We start from the raw sequence: 16,406 nt of genomic DNA, 5'->3' as shown, positions 1-16,406 counted from the left end.
TTACCCAAAGGCTGAATATGGAATTACATCAAGAGATTAAAACACTTGCTGCGCAATTAGGTGCTATTTTAACGGATAAATGCTTATGGATCACTACCGCTGAATCATGTACTGGTGGCGGAGTGAGTTATGCGCTTACAGATACCCCCGGAAGCTCTGCGTATATTGACCGTGCATTCGTAACTTACAGCAATAAAGCAAAGCAAGATTTACTGGGGGTTAATGCACAAACATTAACACACTATGGTGCAGTGAGTGAGCAGACTGTTTTGCAAATGGCAGAAGGTGCAAGTAAAGCTGCACATGCAGATATATCAGTCGCTATATCAGGAGTCGCAGGCCCAGGTGGCGGCACTAATGACAAACCGGTCGGTTTAGTATGGTTTTGTATTAAAATTGGCAATAAAGTGTATTCTAGCCAACAAATATTTGCGGGCGACAGAGCCGAAGTTAGGTCGCAAGCTATTGTTTATGCATTGAAAAGTGTTATTGAAAAGATAAATTTATAAAATAAGCTTGATACTGTGATTTCATACAGTATACTTGTCTGCATTAGCCGGATTTGGAGAGTAAAATGAACGATAACAAACAAAAAGCATTGGACGCTGCTTTATCTCAAATTGAGCGTCAATTTGGTAAAGGCTCAATTATGAAATTGGGTGATAACAAGGCATTAGACATTGAAGCAATATCAACAGGCTCACTAGGCATTGATATCGCGTTAGGCATAGGTGGTTTACCTATGGGGCGTATTGTTGAAATATACGGTCCTGAGTCATCAGGTAAAACAACGCTGACACTACAAGTTATCGCAGAAGCTCAAAAAGAAGGTAAAACATGTGCCTTTGTTGATGCTGAGCATGCTCTTGATCCAATTTACGCACAGAAACTAGGCGTTAATATTGATGAGTTATTAGTTTCACAACCAGATACCGGTGAGCAAGCACTTGAAATTTGCGACATGCTTGTACGCTCAAGTGCTGTCGATGTAGTCGTTGTCGATTCTGTTGCTGCACTAACACCAAAAGCTGAGATTGAAGGTGACATGGGTGACTCACACATGGGTCTTCAAGCACGTTTAATGTCACAAGCATTACGTAAGCTAACGGGTAATATCAAACGCTCAAACACGTTATGTATCTTCATAAACCAAATTCGTATGAAAATTGGTGTTATGTTTGGCAACCCTGAAACAACAACAGGTGGTAATGCACTTAAGTTTTACGCATCTGTTCGTTTAGATATTCGTCGTATTGGTTCTGTTAAAGAGGGCGATGAAGTCGTTGGTAACGAAACCCGTGTTAAAGTGGTGAAAAATAAAGTTGCACCGCCATTTAAACAGGCTGAGTTTATTATTATGTACGGCCAAGGTATCTCTAAACACGGCGAGCTTATTGATTTAGGCGTTAAACATAAATTGGTTGAAAAAGCCGGTGCATGGTACAGCTACAATGGCAGTAAAGTTGGCCAAGGTAAATCTAACTCAATTAAGTTTTTGAAAGAGAATCCTGAGATTTCAGATGAGATTGAAGGTAAGTTGCGTGATTTATTGCTATTAAAAGCAACCATTAAGCCTGACGATGAAGATGCTCTTTTAGCTGATGATGCAGAGCTTTAAACAGACTCAATAAGCTCGACTTGACCCGCGCTTAATATTAAAAAACCGCTAAATATAATTATTTAGCGGTTTTTTATTTTTACTTTTTGAGTAATGAGCTAGGGCGTGTTGACCTTTCGTGATTGATTTTGCAGCAGTATGTTTGGTATTTAGGCAAGGCAGAGCCTATGTCGTGTGGTTGTTCCCCATAAATAGGCGATAACGCAGTATAAATGCCAAACATGCGCTGCCCAAAGGGTTCTTCCTAGGGGCGATTGACTCTTTGTTGCTCGGTTTTTACTTAGCCCACTAGGTTACAAACCTCGCGCCGCGATTAAATCGCCCCTAGGTTGAACAAATTTCAATCCACAAAGGTCAACACGCCCTAGTGCTTTTTAATAAATAAAAAGCGTGTTAGTCATTATAGTTGCCAATTTACAGAGATGGCGTAACTACGTGGTGCACCGTAATAGCCTTGCGCCCAGTATAGGCTGTTAATGTATTTTTCAGAGGTAACATTATTAATGTTTAAAGTGACCCCTACGTTATCAGTAATTTCGTAAGTGGCCATTAAATCTAGTAGCCCATAAGCGTCTTGCTTTGTTGTAACGAGTGCATTATTGTTGGCATCACGCACTTGTACGCGCTTAGTATCATCTTGCCAGCGGTAATTTAAACCAAAGGTTAGACCTTCAATCGTTGGTACTTGATGAGTAATAGCAAGCTTAAATTGATTCTCAGGGGTGTAATCTTTAACTAAGTCATCACCTTCAATATTTACGCCACTGTAGCTAAAGCTTGCACTTAGATCGTCAGTCAATTTACCGCTGAGCTCTACTTCAAACCCATCACTATTAATGCCGTCAGCGCCATAAAAGCGCGTATCATCTGGCGATGAATTAGGAATAGCTACAGCAAGTCCTACTTGTTTGGCATCAAAGTATGCCAAAGTAATAAATAGATTATCTTCAAGTAATTGAGCTTTTAGGCCAACTTCACTGCTTTTACCTGTAATTGGATCTAAGTAGTCACCGTTAATGTCGCGTTGTGTTTGTGGCACAAAAGTTTCGGTGTAGCTAGCATAACTAGAAATACTCTCGTTGAAGTCATAAACAGCACCGAAGTAAGGCACTGTTTGCTCACTATCTTTCGCTTTATTTACGCCATAAGAAATACCATCAGTTTGCCAGTTAACTTGGCTTATACCTGTTAAGAAGTTAAATGAATCGGTGAGACTAAGTCGTGCTGATATATAAGCCGAGCGTTGTCTGTTTTTTACATCCCCACCACGTAAGCCTGCATTTAAAGTGGGTACTGGCGCTGATCCGTCCCAAGTATTTAAGTGATCAATACTAGGTGCTGGATTAGGGTGCTGCTGGTTTGCATCATATAGCGATGATTCGGTTTTTTTCATATCGGCTTGGTTTACGCCAAATGATAAATCATGCTCACGTGAGAATAAATCAAGTTTACCTGTGGCATATAAATCAAAAATATCATGCTCATCTTTATAATTATAATTGCTTGCTAAGCCAGATAGACCTGTTTGAGTTTCTTTATTTGGTGTGCCGTATACGTAAAATAAAGCCGACTCTTGCTCATTTTCTATATGGGCATAATTCGCTTTTATAAACCAACTAGCAGCAATACTTTGCTCAATAGATACAAATATTTGTTCAGCGGTATTGTTCCAGTATGACCAATCAGCGGCAGTGCTGGTTGATGAGTCATAATTTGTTGCTGTACCGTCAGTGTAATAAAGTGGCAGCGCACCCCATAGAGGACTATCAGCATCCTTTTTTTGATTAACGTAGTTAACAGATAAAAGAGTACTATCGGTTAGCTGTCCTTCGTAGGCTAGGTAATAAATAGTTTTATCTTGTTCATAACGATCTAGGTATGAATCTGTTTTTTGCTTAGTGAATGCGACGCGTACTGCATGGTCATCCGCTAAGGCTGTTGAGGCATCAAGCTCAAAACGTTTGTTATTCCACGAACCATAAGAAGCTGAAGCGCTAACTTTTGTTTGATAAGTCGGCTTTTTAAGCACCATATTAACAGTTGCTGATGGATTACCAGCACCGGTCATTAAACCGTTGGCACCGCGAACAACCTCAATACTTTCAAAAATTGATGTATCAAGCGTACCTTGAATAGAACCTAAATCTTGAGGCAAGCCCATACCATTTATTTGAAAATTTGTAATTTCAAAACCACGAGCTTTAAAATACGTACGATCTGTCTCTATTTGTTCAACGGTTACACCAGGTGTACTCTCTAACACTGCGTTTAAATTATCAAGCGAGAAGTCATCCATGAGTGCGCGCGAGATCACTGAAATAGACTGCGGCGTTTCTTTTATTGTTAAGCCAAGTTTGGTCGCTGATTGTGCATCTTCCGTAATATAGTTTTTGTGGTGTTGTCCATACACCGCGATTTTTTCAATATTCTCATCATTGTCTTTATTTTCAGTGGCTTGGCTGTAACTGCTGAGGGCTAAAGAGGTTAGTACGGCTAACTTAGATAAACGTAAAAATTGCGGGGCAGACATGTAAAGTTCCAAATAGTTCAAAGAATCGAGTAATTTAATCTAAATGATAGTGATTTGCAATACCTGTTCTGTTTAAGTGGATAGTTAGAGTGGTATGGTTGGCAATAAAAAAGCGGCTAAAGCCGCTTAAAAGGAAGTAACAGGAAATAAATAATATTAAAATGCATATTTAACAGAAAATTGTAAGCGTTCCATATCACCATCAGAGCCGCTTTCTAGTTCGCGTTCGGCAACTTTTAACTCAGCACCAAATGTTAGCTTTTTAACTGGAGAATAAAGAATATTAGCGCTATAGCTTTGACTTGTTTTTGTTGGGTCGCCAGTTATCGCTAGTAAATCTGAGTTATTATCGGCTGAGAAGAATGAGTATAAGAATGTTGAACGCCATTGGTTATTCCATTGCTGTTGATAAGCAATAAAACCAGATGTTGAATCAATCGCATCGAGATCATCGCCATTAAGTACCGCACTATTAGCAACATTTAAACCAATATAGCGCCCTAAACCTTGGCCTTGGGTAAGCATAAATTTAAGATTGTTTTTACCAAAATTAACTTTACCAGAGGCGCTTACACCAAATGATGTTTCGTCTGCGTCAATGCCGTTTTGTTTGTAGCTAAGTTGACGTGCAAGCCCCGCAACCACAATCTCACCCCATTTTGCCTTGTGCGCATAGCGAGCTGTAAAATCAGGTAAAGATGCATCATCAATTGACGCTCTTGAACCACCTTGCATTGTTACTGTGGTTTCAGGGTTTTCTATAGAGAAAGACCAGCTACCCGTTGTGTATTTAACTTGAGCTTGACGAACAAATACAGTGCCCTCTGCTGGGCCTACAAAATCGAGTGTTTCAGGTAATGCCCCTACGTTCTGGAAGTTTGACCATGTTTGGCCAAATAACCAACCATCATAAGTAATAAATGCTTGGCGAACACGCGGGGCGTATGAGTTACTCACGCGCTCATTTCCGCCGGCAGCTGATGCAATAAAATCGATTTCAATTTTAGTTTTTATTTCTTTACCGTCATCTAGCGTTGTTGCAGTACCAAAGAAAAAGCGTGATTGGCGAGCATGCATATCAAATACTGGATCACTATCTACATCAGCACCCACAGGTGTCGTGCCTGGTACGTAAAAGTCACGACCAATGCTTCCGCCAGCTTGTACACCTGATGAGTAGTCACTCCACATAGCATCTAGCTTTACATAACCACCGTAAGTTACATCAGTATTACCAATGGTTGCAGCATGCGCGCTTGCTGATAGTGCGCATAGAACGGCTGTCGCGGTGAGGGTTTTTAATGCTGTTGTTTTTGTTGTCATAGTCAATGTCCTATTCGAGGCTGCTTGTTGCATTTTTGTAATACCACTTTTGATTAAGTACGCTTTTTACTCAATTACCTATTGGTCTATTAGACTAAGGTGGCATTATTACAGAGCATAAAAAGTACAAATTATTAACACACTGTATTAATGGTGTAAAAAGTGCGATAGTTTAGTATCTTTTTAGGTACATATAAACAATTAAAAGGCTCTACAACTAAGGTCTAATACTTTCACCTACGATGCTGGGTGATCCTTGGGGTAGGCCGATGGCAAGTAATTAAAAATGGAGACGACTATGTCACAAAGTATCTATCCAGTTCCTGCACATATCAAGAATGCAGCATTAGTTGATAACGATAAATATAATACACTTTACAAGCAATCTATTGATGACCCAGAAAGCTTCTGGGGTGAACACGGCAAACGCCTTGATTGGTCTACACCTTTCACTAAAGTAAAAAATACTTCTTTTGATAAAGGCCATATCAGTATTAAATGGTATGAAGATGGCGAACTAAATGCGTCATATAACTGTATAGATCGCCATTTGGCGACTAAAGCAGATAAAACAGCACTCATTTGGGAAGGTGATGACCCTTCACAAAGCGAACATATTTCTTATCAGCAACTGCATGATGAAGTTGCTAAGTTTGCCAATGGCTTAAAAAAATTAGGTGTACAAAAAGGCGATCGAATCGCTATATATATGCCAATGTCACCGCAAGCGGTTTACGCAATGCAAGCATGTGCGCGCTTAGGTGCAATTCATTCAGTGGTATTTGGTGGCTTTTCACCTTCAGCCATCGCTGATCGCATTAAAGATTCTGGCGCTAAAATAGTTATTACATCTGATGAAGGCCGCCGAGCAGGTAACACCGTACCGCTTAAAGCAAACGTAGATGAAGCCGTTTCACAACCATCAGTGACGACAATCGAGCACGTCGTCGTGCATCAGCTTACTAGTGGGGAAGTGCAGTGGAACGAACATGATGTTTGGTGGCATGACTTAGTTGCTGATGTACCAGCAGTGTGCGCGCCAGAGCCTATGAACGCAGAAGACCCGCTCTTTATTCTTTACACGTCGGGCTCTACAGGGCAACCAAAAGGCGTGGTTCATACCACCGGTGGTTACTTAGTTTATTCATCGATGACCCACGAATACGTATTTGATTTAAAAGAAGATGATGTTTTTTGGTGTAGCGCTGATGTAGGCTGGATCACCGGCCATAGCTATATTGCTTACGGGCCATTAGTAAACGGTTGTACGCAAGTATTGTTTGAAGGTGTGCCTACTTACCCAACAGCTGGCCGTATGGGTGAAGTCGTTGATAAGCATGGTGTAACAATTTTATATACTGCACCTACGGCAATTCGTGCATTGATGGCTAAAGGCGATGAACCTACAGCCACATCAAATCGCGATACTTTACGTATTCTTGGTTCTGTTGGTGAGCCAATTAACCCAGAAGCATGGACATGGTATTACGAAAGCATTGGTAAGAGTAATTGTCCGATTGTTGACACTTGGTGGCAAACTGAAACCGGCGGCATCATGATCACACCATTACCAGGTGCGATTGACATGAAACCGGGTTCTGCAACGCGTCCATTCTTTGGTATCGCCCCAGCATTATTTGATGCCGAAGGTAATACACTTGAGGGCGCGACTGATGGTAATTTAGTTATTCTTGATAGCTGGCCATCACAGGCTCGTACAGTTTATGGCGACCATGAGCGCTTTGAACAAACGTATTTCTCAGCGTATCCGGGTGTGTACTTTACCGGTGACGGTTGTCGTCGTGATGAAGACGGTTACTACTGGATCACAGGTCGCGTTGATGACGTGCTAAATGTATCAGGACATCGCCTAGGTACAGCAGAGATAGAAAGCGCGTTAGTTGCCCATGCCGCAGTTGCAGAGGCTGCTGTTGTTGGTTACCCGCATGATATTAAAGGCCAAGGTATTTATGTATATCTTACGCCAAACGAAGGCGTTACTGTTAGCGATGAACTGACCAAAGAGGTGCGTAACTGGGTGCGTAAAGAGCTAAGCCCAATTGCATCGCCAGATATGATTCAATGGTCACCTGGTCTACCTAAAACACGCTCAGGCAAGATTATGCGTCGTATTTTACGTAAGATCGCTGCAAATGAGCATCAACAACTTGGTGATACCTCAACACTTGCAGATCCGGGCGTTGTTGATGAATTAATCGAGAACCGATTAAATCGTTAAATTTGCGTTAAAAACTTGATTAGAAGTTGATTCTAAACGTAGTATATCGGCTGTTGTCTACTTGATAGATAGCAGCCGAATTTATTAGGAGTGAACCATGAGTCAGTTTTTAATAGCGGATGACCACCCGTTATTTCGTGAAGCACTAAAAGGAGCATTAAGTTCAAAGTTTGATGATTTAGACGTTTTTGAATCAGATAGTTTTGATAGCACTTTGCAGGTACTTAGCGAACAAGAAGATTTAGACATCTTACTACTTGACCTACATATGCCAGGAAGCGGCGATTTATACGGCTTAATTCGCATTCGTGAAGACTACCCAAGCTTACCAATTGCAGTTGTATCAGGCAGTGAAGATATACATATTGTTTCAAAAGTCATGAGTTATGGCGCAATGGGGTTTATTCCTAAATCATCATCATCGGATGATATTGCCAGTGCAATTAACCAAATTTTGGATGGTGACGTGTGGTTACCGCTCGAACTAAAAGACAAAGTTGCGACCGTTGAAGGCGAAGATAAAGAGATCGCAGCGCAAGTTGCGTCGTTAACGCCCCAGCAGTACAAAGTATTACAATATCTACACGAAGGTTTACTGAATAAGCAAATTGCCTACGAACTTCATATTTCAGAAGCGACAGTAAAAGCCCACATTACTGCAATTTTCAGAAAACTAGGCGTTTATAACCGTACGCAAGCGGTATTGATTGCAGCAAAATTACAACTAGAACCGATTGAACCTGCACAATAAGTACACATTAATAATAACAAAAATAAAGAGGCGAACAGCCTCTTCATTTTCATTGGCATGCTATTTCCACAAACCAAGAGCTTAACTAAACACCACAGTACGATTACCATTAATAAACAGCTTGTGCTCAGACGCTAATTGTAGTGCCTTACAAAACACTGTTTTCTCGACATCTTTGCCCATCTTAGCCATCATTTCAGCTGTATTCGCATGATTTACATGAGTCACGTCTTGCATGATGATTGGCCCTTCATCAAGCTCATTATTAACAAAATGCGCGGTAGCTCCAATAATTTTAACGCCACGTTCAAATGCTTGATGATACGGTTTTGCACCAATAAACGCAGGCAAAAATGAATGGTGAATATTAATGATTTTACCGTCAAAACGACCAACAAACTCAGGGCTTAAGATTCGCATATATTTGGCAAGGCCAATAATGTCTGGTTTGTAACTAGCAATTAAGTCACCCACTTGCAGGTCGTGTTCAGCGCGTGATAACCCTTCATGGCTGACCACATGAAACGGCACATCAAAGCCCTTCGCCAATGGTGCTAAGTCAGGGTAATTAGCAATTACAGCCAATACTTCAATATTCAGCGCTTGCTCAAACTGCTTTAGCAATACGCCGCCCAAGCAATGCGCTTCTTTAGTGGCAAGCAACACGACTTTGGTTTTTTCGTCAGTATGCAGTGCTAATTGCGCGCCATCGGGTAGCAAAGCCTGTAATTGATTTAAAAAGTCAGGTGCTGGTGCGCCAGTTAATTCAGTACGCATAAAAAAGCGCTGGGCATCTTTATCTACAAATTCATTATTACGTGTAATATTTAAATTATGCTCGTGACAAAGCCCTGTAATTTTGGCAATTAAGCCCACATCATCCGCACATTGCGTTGTAAGTATTGTGTTCATTTCCCTCATTCCAATCCTATGATTAGTCGTTTTATTATTTGTTAATTTATCACGAAAACAAAAGGGGTTATAGCTTGTAAATTTTAGAGTAAATACAATAAGTACGCGGAATTGACGTGGTAGCTGCAATTTTATATCGGGTTAAATGCACCGGGGTTTCGTAAATATGCGAATATTTGGATTGGTACGGGGTAACCCTCTTAAAAACGCGGGGTAAACTCGCTGCTACTTTATATAAATACAACCCCCAATGGAGTAGTCGACGATGTGGCTCACTATGTTTGATCTTAATGGATTTACGACGATATAAGGGACATTGTTTATTAAATCGTTTTCATCACTAATTAGATTATAAACCTTACGCTGCGATTAAATCGCCCCTAAATTGAACGAATTTTAATCCGTAAAGTTCAACAAGCCCTAGTTAGATTTACTTTGCAGTTCTCACTTAAGTGCTTTTTATAATTATTCACAATGACTTAAGCTGGCAACGTAAGTTACTTGGTGTCATGCCTGTCCAGCGTTTAAATGCGCGCCTAAAGTTGGTCAGATCATTAAAGTTAAGCTCTATGGCGAGCGCTTCATTGCTTTGTGCAAGAGTTATGATATTAAACACTGCGGTTTGCCGCTTGATGCAATCTTGTAAAGCGATAAAACGCGTATGATGCTGTTTAAGCTTACGTTTGAAAGTTGCGGGACTCATAGCAAAATAATGCGCTACGGCCTCGAGGTTCTGCTGTGGTTGGGCTGAAATATAGTTACGAACCAATTGCAACCAAGGTGTGGCCGGTGATGTGTGCTGCATTAAGTTTGCTAATGATTGCTGGAGTAAGCTTGGGCAACTATCAATTAAATATTTGTTATAAAGCTCGTCACTTATACTGATCATAAATAATTGCTGCGAGAACTTACACTTTGCCTGCAAATTAACTTGGTATTGCTCTATATATTTGGGCTCAGGGTAAGGGAATGAGAAGCATAAGTCACTGTTATTACCAATGCGTGATTTGCACGTTGTTGCGATAAAGCTGGCAAATAGTTCACAGCAAAATTGTTCTACGGCGGTGTTAATAGCACCAAAGCTGAGGTTAATAATGAAGTGATGACGTCTGTGATGATGTCTATGCTGCGCATTAAATAAATTTAAGCCATGCAATGGAAATTGCAGTAATAATTTTTGTAGGCATTTTAAGCTCGAAGCTTGAGAGAATGCACTGTGTAAAGGGTTGTGGTTAAGTAACTTACGGCCAAGTAAAAAACTAAGCTCGTGTTGCCAATCTAATTGCTGACAGTTTTCTTGTAAACGATAAAATTGAGCAACACTTACATTACTTTTACCTCGCTCAAAATCTTGATAAAAAAGCTTGGTCCCTTTTAATAATTTGTCTGGATGGATCCCACGGTGTTTGGCCAAGTCGACTAATTGAGCCGCCCAAGATTGTAATCCAGTACATGGTGTATCTATGTCGATTACTTTTTTAAAATTCACGCAGTTTGCTCAAATAAGCGCTTGTTATTTAATAAGCCTTTATGCAACTTACTGAGTAAGGCAGATGTTGAATCATCGTGTTGCGCTGTAATTAAGCTTCGGTGCACTTTTTGTTTTATGTTGGTTTTTTTTGTACTTCCTTGAAACGAAAATGACTCTAGTGCATTAATAATTGAGCGACTTAATTCATCTGCCATATTTAAAGGCGTGTCAGGCAGTAATACAATAAAGCAGTCACTGGCATAGCGACAAACTAAATCATTCTTGCGTACATTTAGGGTTAATACTTGGGCAAATTCATGAAGTAATTTGTCGCCAGCTTTGGCGCCAAATTGACGGTTGAAACAGTCAAACTGAGCTATATCAATCATCAATAATGAAAACCCATGCTCGTTATGATGCAGTAAATTGAGCTCTCTATTTATTTGACTTTTCATATAATCGGCGCTGGCTAAGCCACTGATTGCATCGCTGAGCTGGTGTTCTCGGTAAAAGCGCTCTCGGTTTCGTAGTTGCAGGTTTATGCTCATTTGTTCTTGATGCCAATGATATAGAGCAATGCTCATTAAAATCATGCCAAATGGCGCAGGAATAGATTCAATGGTACTCAACCATGCTTGATTTTTATCGTAGTTGACAAATTCATCAATAAAATCAAGAGTCATTGATAGATTCATAATAGCCAAACCTGCAAATAATAGGTTGGTTACTCGCCCTTTCGGTCTACTGAGTAAAATAAAGAAAATCCACAGCAAGGTCATGATTGTAATTCCCCCTTCACCAGCAACATCAAACCAATCAATATTATTATGCCCTTTGTAGTGCCCATAACTGAGGGTGAGTGTCAGTACGCAAATCAACATGGTCGCTAAAATAAATAACAGTGAACGGTGTAATTTTAAAAAGGTTAAATTCATGATGCGCTCATTAGGTTGGGTTTGGACGACAGAGTTTAAATACCACTAGGGTCATATTAGCTCACAGTGATGACATATTTTTTACTGACAGGGTGGGTTTATGCGGTTTTTATTGCAGTTACTGCGATTACCCCACGTGGTTTGGGGGTCAAATTAGCTCATTTAACAAAAGTAACGGCGTTAAATACATCAAATAATCGCATTTAAAAGTAGTGTAACTAGCACTGACATATTTAGTTCATCTTTTACTTTTAGGGTGTTGCCGGTAGGCCACGTTGTGGCCGCTAACAACATTAAATTATAAGTCGCAATTAAGAGATCAACTATGAACCCCTTTAAATCGTCACCATTTATTAAATCGAGTATCGCTATTGCATGTTGTAGCATTTTATACGCAACACCAGTACTAGCTGATGGCAAAGTACAAGGGCGCATAACGGATGCTAGCCATAGTGTTTATTTTGGCGGGGCAAAAGTTACTGTTAAAGAGCTAAGCCTAAAAACAGTAAGTAGCCGCGATGGTACGTTTTCATTTAATAAACTCCCCGCTGGTAATTACACCTTGGTTATAAATTACATTGGAGCGGAGCGAGTTGAGCAGGCTATTACGGTTGTTGATAACAAAGTATTTGAAAAGCTGTTTGTTATCGGTGAGCAACAAGACGCGATGGATAACATTATTGTTTATGGGCAAAGCGCAGGGCAAGCGGGGGCGATTAACCGTCAAAAAAATGCAAATAATTTAAAGTCGGTGGTGAGTGCTGATTCAATTGGCCAATTTCCAGATCAAAATGCAGCAGAGTCATTACAGCGACTACCCGGTATTTTTATTGCCCGAGATCAAGGTGAAGGCCGCTTTGTTGGGATCCGTGGTATTGATCCTAATTTAAATAATGTCACAGTGAATGGTTTGAATGTCCCTTCGCCTGAGGCGGGTGTGCGTTCTGTAGCAATGGATGTGATCCCAAGTGAGCTCATTCAAAGTTTAGAAGTAAGCAAAACAGTTACGCCAGACATGGACGCCAGTGCCATTGGCGGCTCTATTGAAGTGAAAAGTTTAAGTGCTTTTGATAAAGCAAAGCAGAGCTATAGCTTTACAGCGCATGGGTCATATAACGAGTTAGAATCAAAAGCTAGCCCCAAGCTCTCCGGTAGTTATACCAATATATATGAGCTTGATGGCGGTGTTGATTTAGGTATAGCGACAGCGGTATCTTGGTTTAAACGTGATTTTGGATCACGAAATATAGAAACCGATGGCGGCTGGAGTGAATTTAAAGTTGAAGACGCAGCAACAGGAAATGATCTAACAATTATGGGTGCTGAAGAAATTGAGCAGCGCCATTATCAAATAACTCGAGAGCGTTTTGGCGCTGCGCTTAATGTTGATTTACATACGAGCGCGACGGATAAATATTACTTACGTACTTTGTACAGTGATTTTTCAGATGACGAATACCGCCAGCGAAACGAATATAAATTCAGTGATGGAAAATTACTGCAAAGTAGCGATACCACGGGAAGTTTTACTGGCGCAGAAATGGACCGCGACACGAAAGACAGATACGAAGAGCAAAGCATTTTATCAATGGTGGTAGGGGGTGAAAACCAGCTAAATAATTGGTTTGTTGAATACAATGTAGGTTATTCAAAATCTCAAGAAAAAGAACCAAACCGTCTTGATGTTACCTTTGCAGCAGAGAATATTGATATGGGTTACACCGCGCGTACTGATACGCCAATGCTAACTCAATCAGCTAATGCGCATGATTTAGCGCTGTTTGAAATGGACAAAGTTGAGGTTATTAATAATACTAGCGACGATGAAGAGCTGAGCTTTAAGCTTGATTTTACACGTGATTTTGTTTGGAAAAATAACAATGGCGAGTTTAAGTTTGGCTTTAAACAGCAGCGCCGTGAAAAACGTAACGATGTAAATGTAGCGATTTACGATGGCGATTTTTTAAATGCGATGGGCAATGATTTTGCAACTTTAGCGCCAGACTATGACTTAGGTAAGTTTGGCCCAGGGTTAAGTAGACATGCGATAGCTCAGTTTGTTAGTACAAATAAAGCGACGTTTGATTTAAACAGCAATGAATCTCGTGTTGAATCTGATGGTGAGAGCTATATAAGTAATGAAGATATTACAGCCGCCTATGCAATGATTAGCATGGATATAGATAAGTTACATATAGTGGCTGGTGTACGCTATGAAGCAACTGATTTTGATACTCAAGGTAATCAAGTGGAGTTAATTACCGATGAAATTAATGACACGGAAAGCGTCACCACAACACCGTGGCAGGTTAGCAAAGATTATGATTATTTTTTACCAAGCTTAAATTTACGTTACAACATTAATGATAAATTGGTTACTCGGTTTGCCTATACCAATACCATTGCACGGCCTACATTTAGCGACTCCGCTGCTTATCAACTTATCGAGAGCGAAACCACCGAAGACGATGGCGTTATTGAAACGCAACGTAAAGCACAAGTTGGGAACCCCGATTTAAACCCATACGAATCAATGAATTTAGATGCATCAATAGAATACTATCCGGGCACGATTGGCGTGCTATCTGCTGGGGTGTTTTATAAAGATATTGATAACTTTATTGTGCAACAAGAAGTACAAGGAAATGTCGGCTGGGATGGTTTTGATGAAGTAGTCCAAATGGTCAATGGTGGCAAAGCCTCGTTAACTGGGGTTGAACTAAACTGGAATAAAACCTTTAAATCAGGCTTTTTATTAGGGGCCAACGGCACATTTATTAATGCTGATGACAAACTACCTAACCAAGCTGATACCGTCGCAAATGTGCTCATCGGTTTTGAGAACAATACAATCAGCACTCGCTTAAGTGCATCTTATAAAAGTAAGAGCTTTCAATTTGATGATGCAGATATGGCTGTATACGAAGACAGTCATATGCAGTTAGATTTAAGTAGCAAGTATTACTTTAGCGATAATATTAATGTGTACTTTAACGCGACAAACTTAACTGATGAACCATTGTATTTATATCATTCTGATAAGCGTTATAACTATCAGTATGAATCATACGGGCGCACCTTTGAGTTGGGCTTTACGTTTTCTTCTTTATAAAAATATTGATGAGCTTGCAATTATGCAAGCTCGCTATTGAGAATGTTATGAATAAATTAAATACAGTATGGTTGGTATTAAGTGTGTGCTTAGCCGCATCAGGTTGCACATATCAAAATGTAGATAAGCCAAAAAAGAGAAATATAGGCACCGCCGATATTGCATTCTTAGCGTTTGGTGATGGCGGGTACCATGTTGATTACCCAAAAATAAAGCACCTTAAAAATCCAAAGAACAAGCAGCAATTTATTGCAGCTGAGCTTAACGATTGGCTTGAAGATTACCGCCCCAGAGCTGAGTTTGATCATGCGCCTATTTATGTTTATCCCGGAACTGATATTGCAACAGAGCAAGGTGGGGCACAAGCGGTTGGCTTAGCTATGGCTCAGCTATGTAAAACCAAAGCGTGCCAGTTTGCTATTCAATTGGGAGATAACGTATACCCAGATGGCGCCGATGCCGATGACGGTAAAGACGATCAAAAGCGTCTGCACGATTTAGTGTATGCACCACTTAAACCGTTGTTTAATGTTGACCCCAATTTAGTTGTGTATTCAGCATTGGGTAATCATGACTGGAAAAGCTCGCGTAAAGGTGTTGCTTTACAAACACAGTGGATGGCAAAACAGGCCAATTTTTATATGGAAGAGCAAGGTTATTACAGTTATAAAAAAGGGGTTCCAGGTAATGATGTAGAGTTTTTTGTACTGGATACCAATATGCTGTTAGCAGGGCAGACATTCTATGAAGTACCACTGAATTCAGATGGCAGTGAAGGCGATGAGGGCCAAGCAATAGCAAATGGCACCGCCGAGCTTGAAGTTCATGAGCAGCATGAAGGCCCAAAAAATGGTGAAGACCTTAAACAACTTGCATGGCTAAAGCAAGGTATTGCCAACTCAACGGCGAAGTGGAAGTTAGTGTATGGCCACCATATTTTATGGTCAATAGGTGGTACAAAATACAGTGAAGGGCATGTATTAAGGCGTTTACTAATGCCTACACTATGTAAATATGCAGACGGTTATATTGCAGGACATGAGCACGATTTAGAGTTATTAACGGATGATTGTACACAGTACGACTCAGGCAATAGTCAAGGTAAGTTACCGTTGATCATCTCAGGAGCGGCTTCAAAAATGCGTGGTAAGCATACGCCGTTTGCGCAGTATCAAGCGCGTCAGTATCCTCAGTATGATTTAGTGTGGTCAAAGAGTTTTGTGTGGGGCTTTAGTCACATAAACCTTGATAATGAAGACGATCAACTTGATGTGAGTTTTTATACAACTGCGCGAGATTTAAGTGGTGAATTACAGTCAGAAGCTCAGTTTAGTTTTAATAAGCGCACGCAATAATTAAGCAATATCACTATGAGTAAATGTGCGATTTGTTTGCACATTTACACAGTTTTTAACAAGTATGTAAAGCTATGTAAGCGGGAGTAATGCTTTGTAAATCATGAAATTATTAACTTTATTAGGAGTCTAAAGCCGACTATAAACAATAAGGAATTGA

General features: G+C 40.3%; 11 protein-coding genes. 6 read left to right on the top strand and 5 right to left on the bottom strand.

Annotation, left to right across the window (positions count from 1 at the left end):
* Nucleotides 1-17 precede the first annotated feature (17 nt).
* Both ADS77_RS13580 and recA read left to right on the top strand, forming a co-directional pair.
* Nucleotides 18-509 carry a CinA family protein gene (locus ADS77_RS13580; protein WP_054204280.1) on the top strand — a complete coding sequence of 164 codons (492 nt, stop codon included), beginning with the start codon at nt 18-20 and terminating at the stop codon, nt 507-509.
* Nucleotides 510-574: 65 nt separating this feature from the next.
* Nucleotides 575-1,618: a recombinase RecA gene (gene recA, locus ADS77_RS13575; protein WP_054204279.1), complete on the top strand. Its 1,044-nt coding sequence runs from the start codon at nt 575-577 to the stop codon at nt 1,616-1,618.
* 400 nt (nt 1,619-2,018) lie between these two features.
* Here the strand turns inward: recA and ADS77_RS13570 are convergent, their stop codons facing one another.
* Nucleotides 2,019-4,148 carry a TonB-dependent siderophore receptor gene (locus tag ADS77_RS13570; protein WP_054454921.1) on the bottom strand — a complete coding sequence of 710 codons (2,130 nt, stop codon included), beginning with the start codon at nt 4,146-4,148 and terminating at the stop codon, nt 2,019-2,021.
* Between the two features lie 156 nt (nt 4,149-4,304).
* Nucleotides 4,305-5,471: a DcaP family trimeric outer membrane transporter gene (locus ADS77_RS13565; protein WP_054204277.1), complete on the bottom strand. Its 1,167-nt coding sequence runs from the start codon at nt 5,469-5,471 to the stop codon at nt 4,305-4,307.
* A gap of 298 nt (nt 5,472-5,769) precedes the next feature.
* Here ADS77_RS13565 and acs point away from each other — a divergent pair, with 298 nt between their 5' ends.
* Both acs and ADS77_RS13555 read left to right on the top strand, forming a co-directional pair.
* Nucleotides 5,770-7,710, top strand: coding sequence for an acetate--CoA ligase (gene acs, locus ADS77_RS13560; protein ID WP_054454919.1), 1,941 nt, complete (start codon nt 5,770-5,772; stop codon nt 7,708-7,710).
* 97 nt (nt 7,711-7,807) lie between these two features.
* The gene (locus tag ADS77_RS13555) at nt 7,808-8,461 is read left to right on the top strand and encodes a response regulator transcription factor (RefSeq protein WP_054204275.1); all 654 of its coding nucleotides are present in this window, start codon (nt 7,808-7,810) and stop codon (nt 8,459-8,461) included.
* 81 nt (nt 8,462-8,542) lie between these two features.
* Here the strand turns inward: ADS77_RS13555 and purU are convergent, their stop codons facing one another.
* From purU to ADS77_RS13540, 3 genes are all read right to left on the bottom strand, one after another.
* The gene (gene purU / locus ADS77_RS13550; protein WP_054204274.1) at nt 8,543-9,373 is read right to left on the bottom strand and encodes a formyltetrahydrofolate deformylase; all 831 of its coding nucleotides are present in this window, start codon (nt 9,371-9,373) and stop codon (nt 8,543-8,545) included.
* A 469-nt stretch (nt 9,374-9,842) separates the two neighbouring features.
* A complete protein-coding gene (locus ADS77_RS13545; RefSeq protein ID WP_054454918.1) occupies nt 9,843-10,862 on the bottom strand; it encodes a helix-turn-helix domain-containing protein in 1,020 nt (339 codons plus the stop codon).
* A complete protein-coding gene (locus tag ADS77_RS13540; RefSeq protein ID WP_054454916.1) occupies nt 10,859-11,779 on the bottom strand; it encodes a GGDEF domain-containing protein in 921 nt (306 codons plus the stop codon). The genes ADS77_RS13545 and ADS77_RS13540 overlap by 4 nt, the downstream gene beginning before the upstream one ends.
* Nucleotides 11,780-12,104: 325 nt before the next feature.
* On the opposite strand from ADS77_RS13540, the gene ADS77_RS13535 reads away from it, so the two are divergent.
* Nucleotides 12,105-14,891, top strand: a complete 2,787-nt coding sequence (locus tag ADS77_RS13535) for a TonB-dependent receptor (protein WP_054454914.1) — start codon at nt 12,105-12,107, stop codon at nt 14,889-14,891.
* Between the two features lie 47 nt (nt 14,892-14,938).
* Entirely contained in the window at nt 14,939-16,246 is a 1,308-nt protein-coding gene (locus ADS77_RS13530) for a metallophosphoesterase (RefSeq protein WP_054454912.1), read from the top strand.
* Nucleotides 16,247-16,406 lie beyond the last annotated feature (160 nt).

The sequence above is a fragment of the Pseudoalteromonas porphyrae genome (assembly GCF_001298125.1).
Lineage (GTDB): Bacteria > Pseudomonadota > Gammaproteobacteria > Enterobacterales > Alteromonadaceae > Pseudoalteromonas > Pseudoalteromonas neustonica.
The sequence above is the reverse complement of the archived record's forward strand: the minus strand, read 5'-3'. Positions and strand labels throughout refer to the sequence as shown.

Excerpts from the sequence above, each read along its gene's own strand:
- acs (WP_054454919.1), top strand. The coding sequence starts at position 5,770 with ATGTCACAAAGTATCTATCCAGTTCCTGCACATATCAAGAATGCAGCA.
- ADS77_RS13580 (WP_054204280.1), top strand. The coding sequence starts at position 18 with ATGGAATTACATCAAGAGATTAAAACACTTGCTGCGCAATTAGGTGCT.
- purU (WP_054204274.1), bottom strand. The coding sequence starts at position 9,373 with ATGAACACAATACTTACAACGCAATGTGCGGATGATGTGGGCTTAATT.
- ADS77_RS13540 (WP_054454916.1), bottom strand. The coding sequence starts at position 11,779 with ATGAATTTAACCTTTTTAAAATTACACCGTTCACTGTTATTTATTTTA.
- recA (WP_054204279.1), top strand. The coding sequence starts at position 575 with ATGAACGATAACAAACAAAAAGCATTGGACGCTGCTTTATCTCAAATT.
- ADS77_RS13535 (WP_054454914.1), top strand. The coding sequence starts at position 12,105 with ATGAACCCCTTTAAATCGTCACCATTTATTAAATCGAGTATCGCTATT.
- ADS77_RS13555 (WP_054204275.1), top strand. The coding sequence starts at position 7,808 with ATGAGTCAGTTTTTAATAGCGGATGACCACCCGTTATTTCGTGAAGCA.
- ADS77_RS13530 (WP_054454912.1), top strand. The coding sequence starts at position 14,939 with ATGAATAAATTAAATACAGTATGGTTGGTATTAAGTGTGTGCTTAGCC.
- ADS77_RS13570 (WP_054454921.1), bottom strand. The coding sequence starts at position 4,148 with ATGTCTGCCCCGCAATTTTTACGTTTATCTAAGTTAGCCGTACTAACC.
- ADS77_RS13565 (WP_054204277.1), bottom strand. The coding sequence starts at position 5,471 with ATGACAACAAAAACAACAGCATTAAAAACCCTCACCGCGACAGCCGTT.